The sequence below is a fragment of the Bacillus inaquosorum genome (genome assembly GCF_023238325.1).
Classification (GTDB): Bacteria; Bacillota; Bacilli; order Bacillales; family Bacillaceae; genus Bacillus; species Bacillus inaquosorum.
Map to the genome: position 1 here is coordinate 1313196 of NZ_CP096592.1, position 22194 is coordinate 1335389.

Sequence of the window (22194 nt, forward strand, 5' to 3'; positions counted from 1 at the left end):
GGCTGTTAGATGGAAGGTTATTTAGTGTTAGAAGATGGAACAGCGTTCAGCGGCGAGCTGGACGGTCATGAAAACTGCACGGGAGAAGCTGTTTTTTTTACAGGAATGACAGGCTACCAGGAAGTGCTGACAGATCCATCATATAAAGGACAGATTATTGTATTTACCTACCCGCTGATTGGCAACTATGGCATTAATGAAAAGGATTTTGAAAGCAAGAAACCGCAAGTGAAAGCCGCGGTTGTCTACGAGGCGTGTGATCATTTTTCTCATCATGAAGCGGTATACAGCCTCAAAGAGTATTTACAGAAATGGAACATTCCGCTGTTGACCCATGTTGATACGAGGGCTGTCGTGAAAAAAATCCGGGCAAACGGAACGATGGGTGCGACTGTCACAGCCTCTAAAGAAGCCGCTGAGATCGCCCTTCAGCCAGAGAACGTGGCAGAACAGGCATCCGCACAGGAAATCAGCACATTCGGCGACGGACATAAACATATCGCCCTCATCGATTTCGGCTATAAAAAGTCAATCGCATCATCACTTGTCAAACGAGGCTGCAAGGTCACCGTGGTGCCATATCAGCAAATGGAAGCTGTATACGACATGAAGCCGGACGGCATTGTGCTATCGAACGGACCTGGAGACCCGAAAGCCATTCAGCCGTATTTAGGAAAGATCAAAAGCATCATCAGCCGTTATCCGACTCTTGGCATCTGTCTCGGCCATCAGCTGATTGCGCTCGCGTTCGGAGGGAATACATTCAAGCTGCCATTCGGACACAGGGGTGCAAATCATCCGGTCATCGACCGTGAAACGAAACGCGTCTTCATGACAAGCCAAAATCACAGCTATGTGGTTGATGAACAGTCCATTAATGAAGAAGAGCTCACGATCAGGTTTCATCATGTCAATGATACGTCAGTTGAAGGGCTTGCCCATAAAAAACTGCCTGTCATGAGTGTCCAATTCCACCCGGAAGCCCATCCCGGACCTGCGGAAAGCGAATGGATTTTTGATGATTATCTAAAGAATGTGATACCAGCAAGGAGAGAAATCGCTCATGCCTAAAGACACCAGTATTTCAAGCATATTAGTAATCGGCTCAGGCCCGATCATCATCGGCCAGGCGGCAGAATTTGATTATTCAGGCACTCAAGGGTGCATCGCGCTAAAGGAGGAAGGCTATCGGGTGATCCTCGTCAACAACAATCCGGCGACAATTATGACCGATGAAGCCTTCGCTGATGAAATTTATTTCGAGCCGCTGACAGCAGAAAGCCTGACAGCCATCATTAAGAAAGAACAGCCTGATGGACTTCTTGCCAATTTAGGCGGGCAGACCGCGTTGAATTTAGCAGTGGAGCTTGAAGAAACAGGTGTTTTAAAAGAGCACGGCGTCAAACTTCTCGGCACATCCGTTGAGACGATACAAAAAGGAGAAGACCGGGAAAAATTCCGTTCGTTAATGAAAGAATTGAACCAGCCCGTGCCAGAGAGTGAAATTGTTGATAACGAGGCCGACGCCCTCCGTTTTGCGGAATCCATCGGTTTTCCTGTCATTATCAGGCCTGCATACACATTAGGCGGAAAGGGGGGAGGCATCGCCCCTGATAAAGAAGCCTTTACAGCCATGATTAAGCAGGCGCTGTTAGCAAGCCCGATCAATCAATGTCTTGTGGAAAATAGCATTGCCGGCTTTAAAGAAATCGAATACGAGGTCATGCGTGACAGCCATAACACATGCATTACCGTCTGCAATATGGAAAACATCGATCCGGTCGGTGTGCATACAGGTGATTCCATTGTTGTGGCACCGTCACAAACTTTGACGGATGAAGACTATCAAATGTTGCGGACGGCAAGCCTGACGATCATCTCAGCACTTGATGTCGTAGGCGGCTGCAACATTCAATTCGCGCTTGATCCATTCAGCAAGCAATATTACGTCATCGAAGTCAATCCGCGGGTAAGCCGGTCATCGGCTCTCGCATCTAAAGCCACCGGTTATCCGATTGCAAAGATGGCTGCGAAACTGGCAGTCGGATACACCCTTGATGAGCTGGAAAATCCGCTCACAGGATCGACTTACGCAAGCTTCGAACCGGCGCTGGACTATGTGATCGTCAAATTTCCGCGCTGGCCGTTTGATAAATTCAAAAATGCAGACCGCAAGCTTGGCACAAAAATGAAAGCCACCGGTGAAGTGATGGCGATTGAACGGAATTTAGAAGCGGCGATACAGAAGGCAGCAGCGTCCCTTGAACTGAAAAATGTCGGTACGCACCTTCCAGAGCTCAGCGGCTTGTCGATTGAAGCGCTTTGGGATTTGGCAGTCACTCCGGACGACCGCAGATTTTTCGTTGTCATGGAGCTGTTGAGCCGAAGCGTGACGATTGATGACATTCATGCGAAAACAAAAATTGATCCGTTTTTCCTGCATACCTTTGACAACATCATCAAACTGGAGAACCGCATGATGGAAGCGGGCAGCGATCTCTCTTTTGAATTATTGAAAAAAGCAAAGGAAAAAGGATTTTCAGACACAACGATTGCCTCGCTGATCGGCAAAACAGAAGAAGAGGTACGTACGCTTCGCAAGGAGATGGGTATTACGCCTTCCTTCAAAATTGTAGATACATGCGCGGCTGAATTTGATGCGAAAACAAACTACTTTTACTCCACCTATTTCGGAGAGACTGATGGGGACATCAGCCGCAAAGAGAAAAAACGCGCGCTGATTATCGGATCAGGCCCGATTCGGATAGGCCAAGGCGTTGAATTTGATTACAGTGCTGTACACGGCGTGCTGACACTGCAAGAGCTTGGGTTTGAGACCATCATGATCAACAATAACCCGGAAACGGTCAGCACTGATTATGAAATTGCGGACCGCCTGTATTTTGAACCGATGACAACGGAACACATTTTAAATGTGGCGGAGCAGGAAAACATTGATTTTGCAATCGTGCAATTTGGCGGACAAACCGCAATTAATGCTGCTGAAGCACTCGAAAAAGCCGGCATTACCCTTCTCGGCACCTCATTTAAAACGCTCGACGTGTTAGAGGACCGGGATCAATTTTATCAGCTTCTTGATGAGCTTGGATTGAAGCATGCAAAAGGAGAAATCGCTTATACAAAAGAGGAGGCCGCTGAAAAAGCAGATGAGATCGGCTATCCGGTGCTAATCCGCCCATCTTACGTTATCGGCGGAATGGGCATGATCATTGTTGATTCGCAAGCTCAGCTTTCTCAGCTTCTGAACGGTGAGGACAGCATGCCGTACCCGATTTTAATTGATCAGTATGTGTCAGGAAAGGAAGTCGAAATTGATTTGATTTCCGACGGCGAGGATGTCTTTATCCCGACATATACCGAGCATATTGAACGGGCAGGTGTCCATTCGGGAGACAGCTTTGCCATCCTTCCTGGACCGTCCATTACAAGCGGGCTGCAGCAGGGCATAAAAGAGGCCGCGCAAAAAATTGCCCGAAAGCTTTCATTTAAAGGCATCATGAACATCCAATTTGTGATCGACAATGGAAACATTCTCGTTCTTGAAGTCAATCCGAGAGCGAGCCGCACGGTTCCTGTTGTCAGCAAAGTAATGGGCGTTCCGATGATCCCGCTCGCTACACGTCTGCTGGCGGGGGCGTCTTTAAAAGATGTAAACCCTGCAGTTCAAAATCATCATGGGGTTGCCGTGAAGTTCCCTGTTTTTTCTTCTCATGCGATCCAGGATGTGGATGTCAAGCTTGGGCCGGAAATGAAATCAACGGGAGAAGGCATGTGTGTTGCATATGATGCTGACAGCGCCTTGAAAAAAATCTATACGCGTGTCTGGAATCAAAAAGGCAGCATTTATTTGCAAAACGGGCCGGAAGATGTCAAGGAGTTAGCGGAAAAAGCCGGTTTTACAGTTCATGAAGGGACATTTGCCTCATGGATGGAACAGGAAGGAAAAGCGCTCCACATCAATCTGAGCGCCTCTGAAGAAGCGCGCAAAGAACGTTTGGAAGCCATGACGCACGGCATCACCGTCTTTACAGAAGAAGAAACCGTGCGGGCGTTTTTACAAAGCGGTTCAGGCCATCCGCAGCCTGTATCTCTCAAAGATCTCTATAAAAAGGAAGTGGCATCATGCACACAGTGACGCAAACCAGTTTATACGGAAAAGATTTATTAACGTTAAAGGATCTTAGTGAACAGGATATAAACGCCTTGCTCGCAGAAGCCGGTGAACTGAAACAAAACAAAATCCAGCCTATTTTTCAAGGCAAAACCTTGGCGATGATTTTTGAAAAGTCATCAACGCGAACCCGTGTTTCATTTGAAGCCGGCATGGCGCAGCTGGGCGGGAGTGCCCTCTTCTTAAGCCAGAAAGATCTGCAGCTGGGGCGCGGTGAGACTGTTGCTGATACGGCTAGAGTGCTGTCAGGCTATGTGGATGCCATCATGATTCGGACCTTTGAGCATGAAAAGGTGGAGGAGCTTGCCAAAGAAGCTGACATTCCGGTCATCAACGGACTTACGGATAAATACCATCCATGCCAGGCACTGGCGGATCTTTTGACGATTAAGGAAATGAAAGGGAAGCTTAAAGGCGTGAAAGTCGCGTACATCGGTGACGGAAATAACGTGGCGCACTCATTAATGATCGGCTGCGCGAAAATGGGCTGTGATATCTCGATCGCTTCGCCAAAGGGGTATGAAGTGTTAGATGAAGCAGTTGAAGCGGCAAAATCAGCTGTACTTCAATCCGGTGCTTCTATCACGCTTACGGCTGATCCAATTGAAGCTGTAAAAGACGCGGACGTGATTTATTCTGATGTGTTTACCAGCATGGGGCAGGAAGCGGAAGAACAAGAGCGTCTCGCTGTCTTTGCGCCTTATCAGGTGAATGCAGCGCTTGTCAGCCACGCCAAGCCTGACTATACATTTTTACATTGTCTCCCTGCGCACCGTGAGGAAGAAGTGACTGCGGAGATTATTGACGGGCCAAATTCAGCAGTATTCCAGCAGGCGGAAAACCGTCTCCACGTGCAAAAAGCATTGCTGAAGGCCATTTTATACAAAGGAGAATAATCAAAAAAACTGCTGAGCCGCACTCAGCAGTTTTTTTGATGGCAACATATTCACAGCCGCTTAGGCGCATACTACAGCAAAAAGGAAAAGGAGGAAAAACAGTGGGACAGCAGCATCAATTCCGGCCCGGACAAAAAGCACCCAATAATGGCATCTACGTTGAAATCGGCGAGACGGGGAGTATGGTTAAAAACCCTCAAAAGGTCCATCTATCAGCAGGGGATATGTTTCCTGAAACATCAAATCACAACCGGCTGTGGACATATAAAAGAAAGCCGTGATCAAGAAAAAACCCAAAACAATGAATTGTTTTGGGTTTTTGGCTTTTAATGCTGGCTTGCATTTTTGTTCATAGGCATGATTTCTGCTAAAACCATGATTAAGACATACAGTACAACAGCAATTACAGATGATGTTTTGAAATTATACGCAGCGCTGTTCATGCTGGCAATCAAGTAGCATGCCATATGTGATAAAAGGAACGTCCAAATAAAGGCAATAATATATCGCACGTTTCCACCTCGTCCTTCTCATTCTATTCTAGAAGCTATCATACCATACAAAAAGCGAAGGGGGAATCCAATTTTAGAAGAAAGTGAGGTGACAAAAGAGTCTGATTCGTCACATTTTAATGGTAAAATATAAAAAATCGTCAATCGGTATAATAGCCAAAACTGTAAAAGGCTAGGACTTTACCTTATTCGTTTCTTTTCTTTCTACATATGATAGCGTGAGATGAAGTGTGAAAGGAGGCGGGCAAGCGATGGGAATAACGGAAAGGTATTTTCAATTGGGAACGGAGCATAACGTCATTCATCTGCCCTATCGCCCGAACGGCTTCGGCATCTTTATCTTAGGGGACAGAACCCACTTTGTCGGGAATGATTCAAGCTTTTGGCTTCAGCATTACGGCCGAAATCAGCTTCTGAACATGCTGAGGAATGAAGGATATACCCTTTTTAACAGCAATCTGTTCGGAAGGCATTGGGGTGCGGAAAAAGCGGTCACCTATGCCAAACAGCTCATACATTCCGTGCTGAAGCAGGAAATCCTCAATCCGAAGATTCATATTTTAGCAGAAGGCATGGGTGCTCTCGTGGCCGATGAACTGCTTCGTTTTTCCCCGGATCATATCCGCTCAGCCGCAATGTTGAATCCTTGTCTCGATCTTCATGCACATTATGAATCGGAGAAAGAAAATAAATTTTTCTATAAGCAATTTTTGAGAGAAGTATCGGAAAGCTACGGAATTTCTGAAAAAGAAGCGGAAGCGCTGTGTTACAAAACAATTGAAAGCTATCCGAGCGGCGTGCCGGTTCATATATGGCAGCGAATGACCGGAGCTCCCTATCCGTACAGCGTACATGCCGAAGTATTCAAGGAAAAACAGCAGAAGCAAGGCTCACCGGTCGACATGACATTTCACTTATTTGAGCATCCAAGCAGAATATATGCATCAATCTGCAAATTCTTTCACAGTCATGAAAAAGAGTTATAGAGAATACAATAACAACAGCCTTCTCTTTTGCGGAGGCTGTTTTGCTTTGGGAAATGAAAAACCGGAAGGGCGGCAGATGCAATGGAATCAACGCTGATTGTAGGTGCGGACGAATTTTTCGGCCTTTCATTATGCGAGCGAATGATGGATGAAGGCATACATGTTGACGTTATTCTGGCTGAAACAGAAGATGAAATGAGACAAATGTACTTAGAAGAAAGACTCATGTGGCTTGGGAGAAATGAACTCTTTCGCCAGCTTGAACGCATTGGGGAGCGAAAATATGATACAATTTGTATCCAGTTCGACGGCTTGCCCTTAGACCAATATGATTCTCCCTATGTATTAGTATATGAACAAGACCGAACAGAATGGGAAAAAATGAAAAAGACAGGTTCAGAAAAAGCGGTGATCCTGCCGAAAATGTATGGGCCCTGGAAAGAAGAAACTGAGGAAGACGGCTTTTACACAGATGATGTGGCAGACGAACTGCTGAGGTTTCTGCTTGAACCAAGCCGTGATAAAAGCAATAATCAGATTTTTAATTTGCAAGTCACACAAAAAACCTCGAAAGAAGAAGCAAAAACAAAAATTGTCGAGTGGAAAAGACAATTTTCATCAATTTTCGACAAATATTAAGAAAAACCTTCCATGTTTCGAGGTTTCTAGATACAATAAACGTATAAAAATAATACATGTTATAGCTTGTCAAAAGGAGTTGAACATGACTTGATCACAAGGCTTGTCATGATCTTTTCTGTCCTCCTTTTATTGAGCGGATGTGGACAAACTCCGTTTAAAGGAAAAATTGAGAAGGTCGGCATGCTCTTTCCTGATACGATTAATGACCTCGTATGGGGCACAAAAGGGTATAAAGGATTACTGAATATACAATCAAAATACAATGTGGACGTCTACTATAAAGAAGGCGTTAAAACAGATGAAGATATCATAAATGCGATTGAGGATTTTCATAAGCGGGGCGTTAACCTTCTCTATGGCCATGGAAGTGAATATGCAGAGGTATTTAACTTGGTCAGCGAAGATTATCCAGATATGGAATTTGTCATTTCTAATGCGGAAGCGAAAGGTGATAATGTGACGAGTGTCCATTTCAGCGGCGAAGCAATGGGCTTTTTTGGAGGAATGACAGCTGCCCATATGTCGAAAACGAATCAGGTCGGCGTGATTGCTTCCTTTACGTGGCAGCCAGAGGTTGACGGTTTTATCAAAGGTGCCAAATATGAAAACCCTGATATAGAAGTAAACACGAAATATACGGATCATTGGGATGATGATTCGACAGCAGTGAAGCTTTATCAGAAAATGAAGAACGAAGGCGCGGATGTTGTGTATCCCGCCGGAGACGGGTATAATGTTCCTGTCATTCAGCAAATCAAAAAAGACGGCCTTTATGCCATCGGCTATGTCACAGATCAATCAGATCTCGGCGAGAATACCGTATTAACCAGCACGGTGCAAAATGTGGACAAGGCCTATGAAATCATCGCTGAGCAATTCAACAAAGGCACCCTTGAAGGCGGAGATCATTACTACGACCTGAAAACGGGAGTTGTTGAAATGGGAACATTCAGTCCGCTTGTCGATAAAGACTTTCAGCAAAGAATCGCCAAGCTGATCAAAACGTACAACAAAACAGGCGAACTGCCAAAAAATGAGTAATGGAGTGACTTCACATGCAGCACGAAAAATCACTGGAGTTCTTGCAAATTGCCATGAAATATCTGCCTGAAGCGAAAGAACAGCTTGAAAAATCAGGCATTGAGCTGTCAATGGAGGCCATCCAGCCGTTTATGAATCTATTTACAACGGTAATGGCGGAAGCTTATGAGCTTGGCAAGTCTGATGCGAAATCTGAAACCGAATAAGAAAAAGCCACTTTTTTGAAAGTGGCTTTTCACATGATTTTCTTTTTAATAGCGGAAATCATCGGTGCAAGCTCCTTTAAAGCGGGCTTGATTTGATCAAGAGAGTTCATAATTGAACCGATTTGGTCCATAATATGCATGTAATTAATCGTCTCTTCTTCGTTTGTCTGGGAAACCTCCTCTTGCTGTTCTTCCTTCTCTGCTGTTTGTTTTGCGGAATCGCCGAACATCATCTTTGAAAACACATCCAACTGCATACGCCTCCTTTCCATATACCATACTCTATGAGTAAGATGAACTGATAGTTTAGACGAATATATTGCCATGTGAAAAAAAATAGGATAGAATTAGTACCTGATACTAATAATTGATCACAACCGATTGATCTTCTAAATTTAAGATATAAAGGAGTCTTCCCTTATGAAAGCTGGAATACTTGGTGTTGGACGTTACATTCCTGAGAAGGTTTTAACAAATCAAGATCTTGAAAAAATGGTTGAAACTTCTGACGAGTGGATTCGTACAAGAACAGGAATAGAAGAAAGAAGAATTGCCGCAGATGATGTGTATTCATCACATATGGCTGTTGCAGCAGCGAAAAAGGCGCTGGAACAAGCTGAAGTGGCAGCTGAGGACCTGGATATGATCCTGGTTGCAACTGTTACACCTGATCAGGCTTTTCCTACGGTCTCTTGTATGATTCAAGAACAGCTCGGCGCGAAGAAAGCGTGTGCTATGGATATCAGCGCGGCTTGTGCAGGCTTCATGTACGGGGTTGTAACCGGTAAGCAATTTATTGAATCCGGAACCTACAAGCATGTTCTTGTTGTCGGTGTAGAAAAGCTCTCAAGCATTACAGACTGGGAAGACCGCAACACAGCCGTTCTGTTTGGAGACGGAGCGGGCGCTGCGGTAGTCGGGCCAGTCAGTGATGACAGAGGAATCCTTTCATTTGAACTAGGAGCAGACGGCACAGGCGGTCAGCACTTGTATCTGAATGAAAAAGGACATACAATCATGAATGGACGAGAAGTTTTCAAATTTGCAGTCCGCCAAATGGGCGAATCATGCGTAAATGTCATTGAAAAAGCCGGACTCTCAAAAGAGGACGTTGACTTTTTGATTCCGCATCAGGCGAACATCCGTATTATGGAAGCCGCTCGCGAGCGTTTAGAGCTTCCTGTCGAAAAGATGTCTAAAACCGTTCATAAATATGGAAATACTTCTGCCGCATCCATTCCGATCTCACTTGTAGAAGAATTGGAAGCTGGTAAAATCAAAGACGGCGATGTGGTCGTTATGGTAGGGTTCGGCGGAGGATTAACATGGGGCGCCATTGCAATCCGCTGGGGCCGATAAAAAAAGGTGAGGTGCACACAAGATGAGTAAAAAGAGAGTAGTTGTTACAGGACTTGGAGCATTATCTCCGCTTGGCAACGACGTCGATACAAGTTGGAATAACGCAATCAACGGTGTGTCCGGAATCGGTCCGATCACTCGTGTTGATGCTGAAGAATATCCGGCAAAAGTAGCCGCTGAGTTAAAAGACTTCAATGTTGAAGATTATATGGATAAAAAAGAAGCTAGAAAAATGGACCGCTTTACTCAATATGCGGTTGTAGCTGCGAAAATGGCAGTTGAAGACGCAGATCTCAACATTACCGATGAGATCGCACCGAGAGTCGGTGTTTGGGTAGGCTCCGGAATCGGAGGACTTGAAACACTAGAGTCTCAATTTGAAATTTTCTTAACAAAAGGCCCAAGACGTGTAAGCCCGTTTTTCGTGCCAATGATGATTCCTGATATGGCGACAGGCCAGATTTCTATTGCATTAGGAGCAAAAGGGGTTAACTCTTGTACCGTTACAGCATGTGCTACAGGAACGAATTCAATCGGTGACGCGTTCAAAGTCATTCAGCGCGGCGATGCAGACGTTATGGTCACAGGCGGAACAGAAGCGCCGCTGACAAGAATGTCATTCGCGGGCTTTAGCGCCAACAAAGCGTTGTCTACTAATCCAGATCCGAAAACAGCAAGCCGCCCATTCGATAAAAACCGTGATGGCTTTGTCATGGGTGAAGGTGCAGGGATTATCGTTCTTGAAGAACTTGAGCATGCCCTGGCCCGCGGCGCTAAGATTTACGGAGAAATTGTCGGCTACGGCTCAACGGGAGACGCTTATCATATCACAGCACCGGCACAAGACGGTGAAGGCGGAGCGAGAGCGATGCAAGAAGCCATTAAAGATGCGGGCATTGCCCCTGAAGAAATTGATTATATCAATGCTCACGGGACAAGCACGTATTACAATGACAAATACGAAACGATGGCGATTAAAACCGTCTTCGGCGAGCATGCGCATAAACTTGCGGTAAGCTCTACAAAATCGATGACAGGCCACCTCTTAGGAGCAGCTGGCGGTATTGAAGCGATTTTCTCTGTCCTTGCCATTAAAGAAGGTGTGATCCCACCGACAATCAATATTCAAACACCAGACGAAGAATGCGATCTAGATTATGTGCCTGATGAAGCCCGCAGACAGGATCTCAATTATGTTCTCAGCAACTCATTGGGATTCGGCGGACACAATGCAACATTAATCTTTAAAAAATATCAATCATAATCACGCCAAACCGGCTGCCCTTAAAGGGTAGCCGGTTTTTTTTGTGCGCATAGGATAAAAAAGAGGAGGCGATCACATGAGTGTGGAACAAACATATAGCTGGCTCGGGAAGGCTGCTTCAATAGATGATTTGGCGCATTACATTGTACCGCTTTTTTCAGGTGTGGAGCAAAAGAACTGGAAAGGCATTCTGAGCCACCTTCAGCATCATGGGATGTTTAAAAACATAAAAGAAGGAATTCATACTGCTTCCAAGCTGAAAGAAAAAGGTTTTTACGAGCATATTCAAAAGGAAGAACAGTACCTGAAAAACAAATGGCAAGGTCCTGATGTACCAATTGTCACGCTGCCGGTTGATGAACGAAACAGGAGAATTCGTTTAGAATTCGGATCAAAATCAGGACTCGCCTTTCAAGACAAAATGTTCCTCTTTCTCTCGTCAGATTTGGATTTTGCATCGGTATCTGCCCTGATGACACATGAATATCATCACGTTTGCCGGTTAGATCATCTGACAAAAGAGGAAAAGGATGTCACATTACTTGATACAATCATCATGGAAGGGCTTGCAGAATATGCTGTATATGAGAGGTTCGGCCGAAGTCAAATGGCTGAATGGACGTCTTGGTATACCCCGGAGCAGCTGCAAGCTTTATACGAAAAAAAGATTGCCCCCCATCAGGATATCAAACGGGACAATCGATTATTCTCCCAGCTGTTATTCGGCAAAGGATATCAGCCGAAAATGCTTGGATACGCAGTCGGATTCAATATTGTAAAAAAATATTTAACAGCCAACAAGGCAAACACGGCAGACGGGCTGTCCATTCCTGCTGAAACCTTTTTGGATGCAACGCTTTAAAAGAATAAAATAATGGAATTTCGTTAATAATATTACATTTATCCTAAAAAATTCTTGATTTTGCAAAATGATTGTAATAATATACAACTATAAAATTTTTCGATAATTCAATATTATTTATTATTTCTGAATAAAGGGATTGCTTTCTCTTGAAAACGTTTGAAACAAGAGGGGGAAGGGGAGCTAGCATGAGCACACTTTTAGAAGTGAATAATTTAAAGACTTATTTTTTTAGAAAAAAGGAGCCGATCCCTGCGGTTGACGGAGTCGATTTTCACATCAGCAAAGGCGAAACCGTCGCGCTTGTAGGTGAATCGGGCTCCGGAAAAAGTATTACTTCTTTATCAATTATGGGTCTCGTCCAAAGCTCAGGCGGAAAAATCATGGACGGCTCTATTAAACTCGAAGACAAAGACCTCACCTCATTCACTGAAAACGACTATTGCAAAATCCGCGGAAACGAAGTATCCATGATCTTTCAGGAACCAATGACCTCCCTTAATCCGGTGCTAACAATCGGAGAACAAATTACCGAAGTGCTGATTTACCATAAAAACATGAAGAAAAAAGAAGCCCGTCAGAGATCTGTTGAACTCTTACAGATGGTCGGTTTCTCCCGGGCCGAGCAAATTATGAAGGAGTACCCGCACCGGCTGTCGGGCGGAATGAGACAGAGGGTGATGATTGCCATCGCACTCAGCTGTAACCCTAAACTGCTCATTGCCGATGAACCGACGACAGCGCTTGATGTGACAATACAAGCCCAAGTTCTGGAGCTGATGAAAGATCTCTGTCAGAAGTTCAATACTTCAATTCTTCTTATCACACACGACTTAGGTGTTGTATCGGAAGCAGCCGACAGAGTGATTGTCATGTACTGCGGACAAGTCGTAGAAAACGCTACAGTTGACGACTTATTTTTAGAGCCGCTTCATCCTTATACAGAAGGCCTGCTTACATCGATTCCTGTCATAGATGGAGAGATTGATAAATTAAATGCGATTAAAGGCAGCGTGCCGACACCAGATAATCTGCCGCCGGGGTGCCGTTTTGCTCCAAGGTGTCCGAAAGCCATGGATAAATGCTGGACACATCAGCCTTCGCTTTTAACGCACAAAAGCGGAAGAACAGTGAGATGCTTTTTATATGAGGAAGAGGGTGCTGAACAATCATGACAGCAGCTAATCAAGAAACAATCTTAGAGCTTCGTGACGTAAAAAAATACTTCCCGATCCGCTCAGGCCTTTTTCAAAGAAAAGTCGGCGATGTAAAAGCGGTGGACGGTGTTTCATTTTCGTTAAAAAAAGGAGAAACACTCGGAATCGTTGGAGAGTCCGGCTGCGGAAAATCGACTGCCGGCAGGACGATGATCAGGCTGTATAAACCAACTGAAGGCCAAATCCTTTTTAAAGGGCAGGATATTTCCAACCTGTCAGAGGAGAAGCTGCGGAAAAGTGTCCGCAAAAATATTCAAATGGTTTTCCAAGATCCATTTGCCTCTTTGAATCCAAGAAAAACGCTGCGTTCTATCATAAAGGAGCCGTTTAATACGCACCACATGTATACGATGCGTGAACGAAACGAGAAAGTCGAAGAACTGCTTACGAGAGTAGGTCTTCACCCATCGTTTGCCAGCCGTTATCCCCATGAATTTTCCGGCGGACAGCGTCAGCGGATCGGCATCGCCAGAGCGCTCACTTTGAATCCAGAGCTGATCATTGCAGACGAACCGGTTTCCGCACTTGATGTATCCATTCAGGCCCAAGTGATTAACTTAATGGAAGAATTGCAGGAAGAATTTAATCTGACGTATCTATTTATCTCTCATGATCTAAGTGTCGTCCGCCATATCAGCGACAGAGTCGGAGTCATGTATCTTGGCAAAATGATGGAACTGACCGGCAAGCATGAGCTTTACGACAATCCGCTTCATCCATACACCCAAGCGCTTCTATCGTCTGTCCCGGTTACAAGAAGAAAAGGATCTGTCAAACGTGAACGCATCGTCCTGAAGGGAGAACTGCCAAGTCCGGCCAATCCGCCAAAAGGCTGCGTTTTCCACACAAGATGTCCTGCCGCAAAGCCGATATGCAAGGAACAAATACCAGAATTCAAAGAAGCTGCTCCCAGCCATTTTGTGGCTTGTCACCTTTATAGCTAATTGCCCGCACAGCTTTGAGAGGGGGTATGCGCACTACATAAACAACAGCTGAGAAGAACGAACATTTCAAGAGGGGGAATATCTAATGAAAAGACGGAAAACCGCACTGATGATGCTAAGTGTATTGATGGTTCTTGCCATCTTCTTATCGGCCTGCTCGGGATCAAAATCGAGCAGCAACAGCGAGAAAAAATCAGCAGGCAAACCGCAGCAAGGCGGGGATTTGGTTGTTGGTTCAACTGGGGAGCCAACTTTGTTTAATCCACTCTATTCTACAGATGTCGCCAGTTCAGATATTGAAGGGATGATCTATAGTACATTATTAGAAACAGATGAAAAACTAAATGTGAAGCCTGCGCTAGCCGAGAAAGTGACAGAATCCAAGGATGGTCTGACTTATAATGTCAAGATTAGAAAAGGTGTAAAATTCCATGACGGGAAGGAACTTACAGCGGATGATGTTGTTTTCACATACAGCATCCCCATAAACAAGGATTATAATGGTGAACGCGGCTCTGGGTTTGAGTCACTTAAGTCAGTGACGAAAAAAGGTGATTATGAAGTTGAATTTAAATTAAAGAAAAAGGATGCGTATTTTTACAATGTTGTTTTAGATAGTTACGGTATTCTGCCTAAACACATTTTAGGGAAAGTACCAGTTTCAGATCTAGGCGAAAATGAATTTAATAGAAAGAATCCGATTGGTTCGGGTCCATTCAAGTTTGCTGAATGGAAAAAAGGAGATTATGTAAAACTTGAAGCTAATGAAGATTATTACGGCGGAAGACCATATTTAGATACAGTTACAGTAAAAACAATCCCGGATTCAAATGCAGCTGTTGCCCAGTTAAAGGCTGGAGATATTGATTTCTTTGTTGTTCCGGGTACTGATTTCGAAACAGTCAAGACATTTGATAATGTGCAAGTTAAATCAGATCTTGGTTTGAATTACAGCTATATTGGCTGGAATGAAAAAAATGAATTATTTAAAGACAAAAAAGTCCGCCAAGCTCTTACGCATGCACTTGATCGAAAAGCAATGGTGGATCAAGTGTTAAACGGTGATGGTGAAGTCGCAAACGTTCCTGAAAGTCCGCTATCTTGGAATTACCCGAAAAGTGATGTACCTACATTTGATTACAATCCTAAAAAAGCTAAGAAGCTTTTGAAAGAAGCGGGATGGAAAGATACAGACGGAGACGGTTACCTTGATAAGGATGGAAAGAAGTTTTCGTTTACCATTAAGACAAATCAAGGCAATAAAATTCGGGAAGATTTAGCGGTTGTTGTTCAGCAGCAACTAAAAGAAGTGGGAATTGAAGCTAAACCGCAAATTGTAGAATTTAGTGCACTTATTGAACAAACAAGTGCACCGAAATGGGACTATGATGCTTTGCTGCTTGGCTGGAGCTTGGCTACATTTCCGGATCAATTTTCAATTTTCCACTCCAGTCAATCAAAGAACGGATTAAATAACATATGGTATAAGAACCCTAAAGTCGATAAACTTTTGGAAGAAGCTAAATCTATTACAGACAGAAAAGAATATCAGAAAAAATACGAAGAAATCTATAAATTGATTGCAGAGGATCAGCCTTATTCATTCTTATTTTATTACAATTATCATAGGGCAATCCCGGCAAACATGCACGGCTATGTGTTCCATCCAAAGAATGACTTATATCATATTGAAAAATGGTGGCTTGAACAATAATTTTGAATCCCTAGAGAGGTGAGGATCCAGCATCCTTTCCTCTTTATCCTATTTTAGAAAAGGGGACAAGAAGATGGTTACATATATTGTTCGTCGAACATTAATGTCTTTGCCAATCCTTTTGGGCATTACAATATTATCATTTGCGATTATGAAAGCGGCGCCAGGTGACCCGATGTCATTAATGATGGACCCGACAATCAGCCAAGCTGACAGAGCGAAATTTATTGAAAAGTATGGACTCAATGACCCAGAGCCTGTTCAATACTTAAAATGGCTTGGAAATATGCTCCAGGGTGACTTCGGGACATCTATTGTTAAAAAGGGGACACCAGTTTCCGATCTAATCCTTTCACGTTTACCGAATACCTTGGTGCTTATGGTTTTTTCAACTCTTGTTGCTCTTCTGATTTCAATTCCTTTCGGAGTGCTTTCCGCGAAACGCCCTTATTCTAAACTTGACTATGGGATAACTGTTACATCATTTTTAGGGCTGGCTATCCCGAATTTCTGGTTCGGATTAATTCTTATTATGGTTCTTTCCGTAAATCTCGGCTGGTTTCCTACGGGGGGTGTCAGCACTTTAAACGCTGACTTTAGCATTTTTGACAGGCTCCATCATTTAATTCTGCCTGCATTTGTTTTAGCAACTGCTGATATGGCCGGTATTACTCGATATACACGTTCAAGTATGCTCGATGTATTGAAGCAGGATTATATAAGAACAGCCCGGGCAAAGGGATTTAAAGAAAATAAAGTTATTTTCAAACATGGTTTGAGAAATGGACTTCTGCCTGTTATTACAATTTTCGGATTAATGATTCCATCATTTATTGGTGGTGCTGTCGTAGTTGAACAGATTTTTACTTGGCCGGGATTAGGGAAATTATTTATTGATTCGGCATTCTCTAGAGATTATCCGGTTATTATGGCCATGACTGTTATTTCTGCTGTTTTGGTTGTACTGGGAAACTTGATTGCGGATATTTTGTATGCATTAGTTGATCCGCGAATTGAATATTAAAAGGGGGAGGCACATATGGCACATCCAAACACTGCGGCTCCCTCTAATGAGGTAAAGCTAAAAGAAAATATTAGAAAAAAACCAGAAACAATGACTAGGATCTTTTTTGAGAAGTTTTTCAAAAATAAGCTTGCTGTTATAGGTGGTATCATTTTAACAGTTATCATTTTAATGGCGGTCTTTGCCCCTTTTATTGCGCCTTACTCGCCTGAGAGTCAATCTCTTTTAAATAAATTGAAGCCGCCAAGCCCTAAAAATCTAATGGGGACAGATAAGTTTGGGCGCGATATATTTACAAGGGTGTTATATGGGGCTCGTGTGTCTTTATTGGTCGGCTTTGTCTCAGTAGTTGGTGCGATTACTATAGGCACCGTTGTTGGCGCCTTAGCAGGGTACTTTAAAGGAATAGTAGATGCTGTATTGATGAGGGCTGTCGATGTAGTCTTATCTATTCCGGATATTTTTCTGCTTATTACCTTAGTGACAATTTTTCAACCGGGAATGGATAAGTTAATTTTAATTTTTTCTCTGACGGGTTGGACTACAACAGCGAGGCTTGTCAGAGGTGAGTTTCTATCTCTTAGGTCAAGAGAATTTGTATTGGCTGCTAAAACAATAGGCACCAAAAATTACAAAATTATTTTTTCGCATATCTTACCGAATTGTATTGGGCCAATAATTGTCTCCGCTACTTTAAAAGTGGGCAGTGTCATTTTAGCTGAATCAACTTTAAGCTACTTGGGCTTCGGAATCCAGCCGCCAATCGCAAGCTGGGGAAATATGCTTCAGGATGCTCAAAACTTTACATTAATGATTCAAGCATGGTGGTACCCATTATTTCCCGGGCTATTTATTTTAATTACCGTTTTGTGCTTCAACTTTGTCGGTGATGGCCTTCGGGATGCACTGGACCCGAAAAATATTAAATAAAATGAAAACAATATTGGTTACAAAATATAACGAAACCGAAGAAAAGCAGATCTCTTTTTGTCAGAAAATATACAAAGAGATCTGCTTTTTGTGATTCTTACATAAACCCAGAGATTCCAGATTTCCTCAATCTCTTTGGAATAATTTCTCTGTCCCTTGCCTATACTGTGGACAACAGTTTTTATAAAAGTGAGGGGTTAGAGATGTTATTTCTTCATGATGTGTGGGTCAATTGGTTTGAAGGGGAAGAAAATGGCTACAATGTATGCCACTTTCACGAATGGCGCAAGGAAGATACGGTTGAGCTTTTGGATCAGGTGCCGCTGTTAAGGGTGCCGTCGGTACTGTTTCATTACATAGAAAACGATCTGTCTGAGCTTCCGAAAGGTTTGCTTGAAGACGTACATCAGAAATCGTACATTCGGAAAAATCACGAGCGGACAAAGCTGGAGTATTGTTTTGTCGTAACAGACGGAATTGGCATTTTGGCTGTCGACACGATCGGCTACACGATCCCTGTCAGAAAAAGCCGTCTGATCCCAAGACAGGAGCAGCTCGTTTATGAAATGGTAAAAGATGTGGAGCCTGAAACATATGAATTTGAGCCAAAGAAGCTGGAATCCTCCAAAGAATATCACATTTTATCATTAGCGCCAGAGCACGTCAGAGGACTAACAAGAAAAGAGCGGCAAATCAAGCAGCTGATGTTTATGGCGCTTGACCAATTAAAAGGGCTGAAAAACCGCGCTGAAATCGGCTACTGGTACACAGAGTGGAACCCGCATATGTATGAACAAATCAAACGGATGAGCTTTGAAGAGATTTGGGACATGCTGTATAACGAAACAATTGAAGGCTGGTCGGACAAGCATCTGGCTTTTTGCGAAAATCTGATAAAAGGACAGCCTTTTTTCGAAAAGCTATGGGAAATGGAAAACGAATCGAAGGTAAACTGAAAAAAACCGCTCTTTGCATAGAGCGGTTTTTTTTGATCAGCGTCTTTTTCGGCCAAGACCCATGGCGTTCTCCATTTTTTTCAGCATTTTGTTCGCTGTCCGGTTCGCCCGTTCCGCGCCTTCATCAAGAATCCGGTCTAATTCATCAGATTCAATCAGTTCATGATAGCGGTCCTGGATCGGTTTTAATGCGTTAACCACGACTTCTGCCAAATCACCTTTAAACTCGCCGTAGCCTTTCCCTTCGTACTTTGCTTCAAGCTCCTCAATTGTCGTATTGCCGAGGATTGAATAAATCGTAAGAAGGTTGGAAACGCCCGGTTTGTTTTCTTTATCAAATTTTACAATGCCTTCAGAATCTGTTACAGCACTTTTGATTTTCTTTTCAAGGAGCTTCGGTTCATCCAGCAATGTAATATAAGCTTTCTGGTTCGGATCGGATTTGCTCATTTTCTTCAGCGGATCATTCAGAGACATGATGCGTGCGCCGACTTTTGGAATTTTCACTTCCGGAATGGTAAAGATGTCGTTATATTTTTTGTTGAAGCGTTCCGCGAGATTCCGCGTCAGCTCAAGGTGCTGCTTTTGATCCTCGCCGACAGGCACAAGATCCGTTCCGTACAGCAGAATATCAGCGGCCATCAGCGGCGGATACGTTAACAGGCCGGAAACAACGGCTTCATTGCCTTTGGATTTATCCTTAAATTGGGTCATCCGTTCAAGCTCGCCGATATATGCGACACACTGCATCATCCATCCGGCCTGCGCATGCGCGGGAACCTCTGACTGAATAAACAATGTTGCTTTTTCTGGATCAAGTCCGACAGCTAAGTAAAGCGCCGCCAGATTGCGGATATTCTTTCTTAGCCGAAGCCGGTCTTGAGGCACGGTAATCGCATGCTGATCCACGATGCAAAAATAGCTGTTATAATCATGCTGCAGTTCGACAAACTGCTTCATTGCACCGATATAGTTGCCGAGCGTAACGGAGCCGCTTGGCTGAATGCCTGAAAAAATCGTTTGTTTCATAAAAAATCAACCTCATTTCTTAAAACGTAATAAAAAAGGCTCATTCTTCCCCTGTAAAAAAGGGACGAATGAACCGTGGTACCACCCTGATTATTCCATTAAAATGGAATCACTCTGACGTTTGTAACGGAGTCTGCTCCGGCTGAGCCTACTTTTCGGGTTCGGTCAGCTGCTCCAAAGTCCATTCCACATTGCCCGTTATCTGCTCCCAGCACCGCAGACTCTCTTCAAACGGGTGAAATGTGTACTACTCTTTTTCATAGCACGCTTTTCTTTTGATTGCTTCATTATAAATCAATTATAACCAATTGTCATCATGAAAAAACATTCTTTTTTCCAGTAACATTGTAATGATATAAATACCAGGGGAGCTGTAAAACCCCTAAATGATAACTGCTATCAGCGTGAAAATAACAAGATATTATATGTAAAAAGCAATATGAGCAAAAAACCCATAAAATAGTTTTTAATCAATTTATGCTTTAAATGGTAGAAGGATATTATGTTCGTGGAAGAAAAACTAACGAAGTTTAAATATTTTAAATTGATAAAATAATATTGCAATAAATTATTTGTTTCATTATAATGAACTTGTTCACTCTATTGTTACAGCTTTTTTACAAAAATAATCAGAAAAGACGGAACAGAATAAAAGTTATGGAAACTCAGGTTCATTTGTCTGATATTTCTGAGGATTTAGCCGTAAGGAGCTGAAAAAATTATTATTAGGGGGTTTGCGAATTGAAAAAACGTTGGTCGATTGTCACGTTGATGCTCATTTTCACACTCGTGCTGAGCGCTTGCGGCTTTGGCGGCAGCGGGTCAAACGGTGAAGGGAAAAAGGACAGCAAAGGAAAGACGACACTTAACATTAATATTAAAACTGAGCCGTTCTCATTACATCCGGGATTGGCAAATGATTCAGTATCAGGCGGTGTCATCCGTCAGACTTTTGAAGGATTGACACGTATCAATGCAGATGGTGAGCCTGAAGAAGGCGCGGCTTCTAAAATTGAAACGAGCAAAGATGGAAAGACATATACATTTACAATTCGTGATGGTGCAAAATGGTCAAACGGCGACCCTGTAACAGCACAAGACTTTGAATATGCTTGGAAATGGGCGCTTGATCCTAATAACGAATCACAATACGCTTACCAGCTCTACTACATAAAAGGTGCTGAAGCGGCGAATACCGGCAAAGGCAGCCTTGATGATGTGGCAGTAAAAGCTGAAAATGACAAAACGCTGAAGGTTGAATTAAATAACCCGACTCCATATTTCACTGAATTAACTGCGTTCTACACGTATATGCCGATCAACAAGAAAATTGCAGAGAAAAATAAAAAGTGGAACACAAATGCCGGAGATGATTACGTATCAAACGGACCGTTCAAAATGACGGCATGGAAACACAGCGGATCTATCAAACTTGAAAAAAATGACCAGTATTGGGATAAAGACAAAGTCAAACTGAAGAACATTAATATGGTTATGATCAACAATAACAATACTGAACTGAAAAAATTCCAAGCTGGAGAACTTGATTGGGCCGGTATGCCGCTCGGACAGCTTCCGACAGAATCTCTGCCTACCTTGAAAAAAGACGGTTCTTTACATGTTGAGCCGATTGCAGGTGTCTATTGGTACAAATTCAACACTGAGGCTAAGCCGTTAGACAACGTAAATATCCGTAAAGCTTTAACATATTCGCTTGACCGTCAATCGATTGTTAAAAACGTTACACAGGGAGAGCAAATCCCGGCAATGGCTGCGGTGCCGCCGACAATGAAGGGATTTGAAGATAACAAAGAAGGCTACTTCAAAGACAACGATATCAAAACGGCAAAAGAATACCTTGAAAAAGGCCTGAAAGAAATGGGCTTGAGCAAGGCATCTGACCTGCCGAAAATCAAATTGTCTTATAACACTGATGAAGCACATGCGAAAATCGCTCAAGCTGTACAAGAAATGTGGAAGAAAAATTTAGGCGTGAATGTTGAGCTTGATAACTCAGAATGGAATGTATATATTGATAAACTCCACAGCCAAGATTATCAAATCGGCCGTATGGGCTGGCTCGGCGACTTCAATGACCCTATCAACTTCCTAGAATTGTTCCGTGACAAGGACGGAGGAAATAACGATACTGGCTGGGAAAATCCAGAGTTCAAAAAGCTTCTGAACCAGTCACAAACTGAAACAGATAAAACAAAACGTGCAGCGCTGCTGAAAAAAGCAGAAGGTATTTTCATTGATGAAATGCCAGTTGCCCCAATCTATTTCTATACAGATACTTGGGTACAGGATGAAAACTTAAATGGTGTTATCATGCCAGGTACTGGTGAGGTTTATTTCAGAAACGCATATTTTAAATAAGGCTTCGTCTGAAAATAAAAGACCTCAAGGTATATGGGGAG

At 43.3% G+C, this 22194-nt stretch carries 20 protein-coding genes, 1 pseudogene and 1 other annotated feature; of the genes and pseudogenes, 18 read left to right on the top strand and 3 right to left on the bottom strand.

Features of this window, described 5'->3' with window-relative positions; translation table 11 throughout:
- Positions 1-9 precede the first annotated feature (9 nt).
- From M1M80_RS06320 to M1M80_RS06335, 4 genes and pseudogenes are all read left to right on the top strand, one after another.
- Positions 10-1071: a carbamoyl phosphate synthase small subunit gene (locus M1M80_RS06320; RefSeq protein WP_060398365.1), complete on the top strand. Its 1062-nt coding sequence runs from the start codon at positions 10-12 to the stop codon at positions 1069-1071.
- Positions 1064-4156 (top strand): carbamoyl phosphate synthase large subunit, encoded by a 3093-nt coding sequence (locus M1M80_RS06325; protein WP_060398366.1) that lies wholly within the window; start codon positions 1064-1066, stop codon positions 4154-4156. The genes M1M80_RS06320 and M1M80_RS06325 overlap by 8 nt, the downstream gene beginning before the upstream one ends.
- Positions 4144-5104, top strand: a pseudogene (gene argF, locus M1M80_RS06330) (ornithine carbamoyltransferase). Before M1M80_RS06325 ends, argF begins: the two are co-directional and overlap by 13 nt.
- 85 nt (positions 5105-5189) lie before the next feature.
- On the top strand, positions 5190-5369 hold the full coding sequence (locus M1M80_RS06335; RefSeq protein ID WP_003239319.1) for a YjzC family protein: 180 nt from the start codon (positions 5190-5192) through the stop codon (positions 5367-5369).
- Between the two features lie 45 nt (positions 5370-5414).
- Here M1M80_RS06335 and M1M80_RS06340 read toward each other — a convergent pair whose 3' ends face one another.
- Positions 5415-5600 (bottom strand): YjzD family protein, encoded by a 186-nt coding sequence (locus M1M80_RS06340; RefSeq protein ID WP_003224551.1) that lies wholly within the window; start codon positions 5598-5600, stop codon positions 5415-5417.
- Between the two features lie 251 nt (positions 5601-5851).
- Here M1M80_RS06340 and M1M80_RS06345 point away from each other — a divergent pair, with 251 nt between their 5' ends.
- The 4 genes from M1M80_RS06345 to comZ all read left to right on the top strand — a co-directional run bounded on the left by M1M80_RS06345 (position 5852) and on the right by comZ (position 8475).
- Positions 5852-6586 carry a hypothetical protein gene (locus M1M80_RS06345; protein WP_003239317.1) on the top strand — a complete coding sequence of 245 codons (735 nt, stop codon included), beginning with the start codon at positions 5852-5854 and terminating at the stop codon, positions 6584-6586.
- An 81-nt stretch (positions 6587-6667) separates the two neighbouring features.
- The gene (locus M1M80_RS06350) at positions 6668-7225 is read left to right on the top strand and encodes a hypothetical protein (protein WP_060398368.1); all 558 of its coding nucleotides are present in this window, start codon (positions 6668-6670) and stop codon (positions 7223-7225) included.
- Positions 7226-7315: 90 nt separating this feature from the next.
- The gene (gene med / locus M1M80_RS06355; protein WP_019258048.1) at positions 7316-8269 is read left to right on the top strand and encodes a transcriptional regulator Med; all 954 of its coding nucleotides are present in this window, start codon (positions 7316-7318) and stop codon (positions 8267-8269) included.
- A 14-nt stretch (positions 8270-8283) separates the two neighbouring features.
- Positions 8284-8475 carry a ComG operon transcriptional repressor ComZ gene (comZ, locus tag M1M80_RS06360; protein WP_003224559.1) on the top strand — a complete coding sequence of 64 codons (192 nt, stop codon included), beginning with the start codon at positions 8284-8286 and terminating at the stop codon, positions 8473-8475.
- A gap of 29 nt (positions 8476-8504) precedes the next feature.
- On the opposite strand, the gene yjzB is transcribed toward comZ, so the two are convergent.
- The gene (gene yjzB / locus M1M80_RS06365; RefSeq protein ID WP_080010764.1) at positions 8505-8732 is read right to left on the bottom strand and encodes a spore coat protein YjzB; all 228 of its coding nucleotides are present in this window, start codon (positions 8730-8732) and stop codon (positions 8505-8507) included.
- Positions 8733-8895: 163 nt separating this feature from the next.
- Here yjzB and fabH point away from each other — a divergent pair, with 163 nt between their 5' ends.
- The 9 genes from fabH (at position 8896) to M1M80_RS06410 (ending at position 18745) form a co-directional block, all read left to right on the top strand.
- Positions 8896-9834 (top strand): beta-ketoacyl-ACP synthase III, encoded by a 939-nt coding sequence (gene fabH / locus M1M80_RS06370; protein ID WP_060398369.1) that lies wholly within the window; start codon positions 8896-8898, stop codon positions 9832-9834.
- Between the two features lie 22 nt (positions 9835-9856).
- Positions 9857-11098: a beta-ketoacyl-ACP synthase II gene (gene fabF, locus M1M80_RS06375; RefSeq protein ID WP_060398370.1), complete on the top strand. Its 1242-nt coding sequence runs from the start codon at positions 9857-9859 to the stop codon at positions 11096-11098.
- Positions 11099-11174: 76 nt separating this feature from the next.
- Positions 11175-11960: a DUF2268 domain-containing putative Zn-dependent protease gene (locus M1M80_RS06380; protein ID WP_060398371.1), complete on the top strand. Its 786-nt coding sequence runs from the start codon at positions 11175-11177 to the stop codon at positions 11958-11960.
- A 188-nt stretch (positions 11961-12148) separates the two neighbouring features.
- Positions 12149-13135: an oligopeptide ABC transporter ATP-binding protein AppD gene (appD, locus tag M1M80_RS06385; RefSeq protein ID WP_060398372.1), complete on the top strand. Its 987-nt coding sequence runs from the start codon at positions 12149-12151 to the stop codon at positions 13133-13135.
- On the top strand, positions 13132-14121 hold the full coding sequence (appF, locus tag M1M80_RS06390) for an oligopeptide ABC transporter ATP-binding protein AppF (RefSeq protein WP_003239305.1): 990 nt from the start codon (positions 13132-13134) through the stop codon (positions 14119-14121). Before appD ends, appF begins: the two co-directional genes overlap by 4 nt.
- Before the next feature lie 85 nt (positions 14122-14206).
- Positions 14207-15835 (top strand): peptide-binding protein, encoded by a 1629-nt coding sequence (locus M1M80_RS06395; protein ID WP_060398373.1) that lies wholly within the window; start codon positions 14207-14209, stop codon positions 15833-15835.
- Positions 15836-15908: 73 nt separating this feature from the next.
- Complete coding sequence (locus M1M80_RS06400) at positions 15909-16859, top strand: ABC transporter permease (protein ID WP_014113363.1); 951 nt, start codon at positions 15909-15911, stop codon at positions 16857-16859.
- 15 nt (positions 16860-16874) lie between these two features.
- Complete coding sequence (gene opp4C, locus M1M80_RS06405) at positions 16875-17789, top strand: oligopeptide ABC transporter permease (RefSeq protein WP_019258053.1); 915 nt, start codon at positions 16875-16877, stop codon at positions 17787-17789.
- A 203-nt stretch (positions 17790-17992) separates the two neighbouring features.
- Complete coding sequence (locus M1M80_RS06410) at positions 17993-18745, top strand: YjbA family protein (RefSeq protein ID WP_003239298.1); 753 nt, start codon at positions 17993-17995, stop codon at positions 18743-18745.
- A 36-nt stretch (positions 18746-18781) separates the two neighbouring features.
- Here M1M80_RS06410 and trpS read toward each other — a convergent pair whose 3' ends face one another.
- Positions 18782-19774, bottom strand: a complete 993-nt coding sequence (gene trpS, locus M1M80_RS06415) for a tryptophan--tRNA ligase (protein WP_060398374.1) — start codon at positions 19772-19774, stop codon at positions 18782-18784.
- A gap of 57 nt (positions 19775-19831) precedes the next feature.
- Positions 19832-20044: a binding site (T-box leader), on the bottom strand.
- Positions 20045-20515: 471 nt separating this feature from the next.
- Between trpS and oppA the strand changes: the two genes are divergently transcribed.
- Positions 20516-22153: an oligopeptide ABC transporter substrate-binding protein OppA gene (gene oppA / locus M1M80_RS06420; RefSeq protein WP_060398375.1), complete on the top strand. Its 1638-nt coding sequence runs from the start codon at positions 20516-20518 to the stop codon at positions 22151-22153.
- Positions 22154-22194 lie beyond the last annotated feature (41 nt).

What these genes read in the sequence shown, in the direction of transcription:
- M1M80_RS06320 (WP_060398365.1), top strand. Translation starts at nt 10, where the DNA reads ATGGAAGGTTATTTAGTGTTAGAAGATGGAACAGCGTTCAGCGGCGAG.
- M1M80_RS06325 (WP_060398366.1), top strand. Translation starts at nt 1,064, where the DNA reads ATGCCTAAAGACACCAGTATTTCAAGCATATTAGTAATCGGCTCAGGC.
- M1M80_RS06345 (WP_003239317.1), top strand. Translation starts at nt 5,852, where the DNA reads ATGGGAATAACGGAAAGGTATTTTCAATTGGGAACGGAGCATAACGTC.
- M1M80_RS06350 (WP_060398368.1), top strand. Translation starts at nt 6,668, where the DNA reads ATGGAATCAACGCTGATTGTAGGTGCGGACGAATTTTTCGGCCTTTCA.
- comZ (WP_003224559.1), top strand. Translation starts at nt 8,284, where the DNA reads ATGCAGCACGAAAAATCACTGGAGTTCTTGCAAATTGCCATGAAATAT.
- yjzB (WP_080010764.1), bottom strand. Translation starts at nt 8,732, where the DNA reads ATGCAGTTGGATGTGTTTTCAAAGATGATGTTCGGCGATTCCGCAAAA.
- fabH (WP_060398369.1), top strand. Translation starts at nt 8,896, where the DNA reads ATGAAAGCTGGAATACTTGGTGTTGGACGTTACATTCCTGAGAAGGTT.
- fabF (WP_060398370.1), top strand. Translation starts at nt 9,857, where the DNA reads ATGAGTAAAAAGAGAGTAGTTGTTACAGGACTTGGAGCATTATCTCCG.
- M1M80_RS06380 (WP_060398371.1), top strand. Translation starts at nt 11,175, where the DNA reads ATGAGTGTGGAACAAACATATAGCTGGCTCGGGAAGGCTGCTTCAATA.
- appD (WP_060398372.1), top strand. Translation starts at nt 12,149, where the DNA reads ATGAGCACACTTTTAGAAGTGAATAATTTAAAGACTTATTTTTTTAGA.
- appF (WP_003239305.1), top strand. Translation starts at nt 13,132, where the DNA reads ATGACAGCAGCTAATCAAGAAACAATCTTAGAGCTTCGTGACGTAAAA.
- M1M80_RS06395 (WP_060398373.1), top strand. Translation starts at nt 14,207, where the DNA reads ATGAAAAGACGGAAAACCGCACTGATGATGCTAAGTGTATTGATGGTT.
- M1M80_RS06400 (WP_014113363.1), top strand. Translation starts at nt 15,909, where the DNA reads ATGGTTACATATATTGTTCGTCGAACATTAATGTCTTTGCCAATCCTT.
- opp4C (WP_019258053.1), top strand. Translation starts at nt 16,875, where the DNA reads ATGGCACATCCAAACACTGCGGCTCCCTCTAATGAGGTAAAGCTAAAA.
- M1M80_RS06410 (WP_003239298.1), top strand. Translation starts at nt 17,993, where the DNA reads ATGTTATTTCTTCATGATGTGTGGGTCAATTGGTTTGAAGGGGAAGAA.
- trpS (WP_060398374.1), bottom strand. Translation starts at nt 19,774, where the DNA reads ATGAAACAAACGATTTTTTCAGGCATTCAGCCAAGCGGCTCCGTTACG.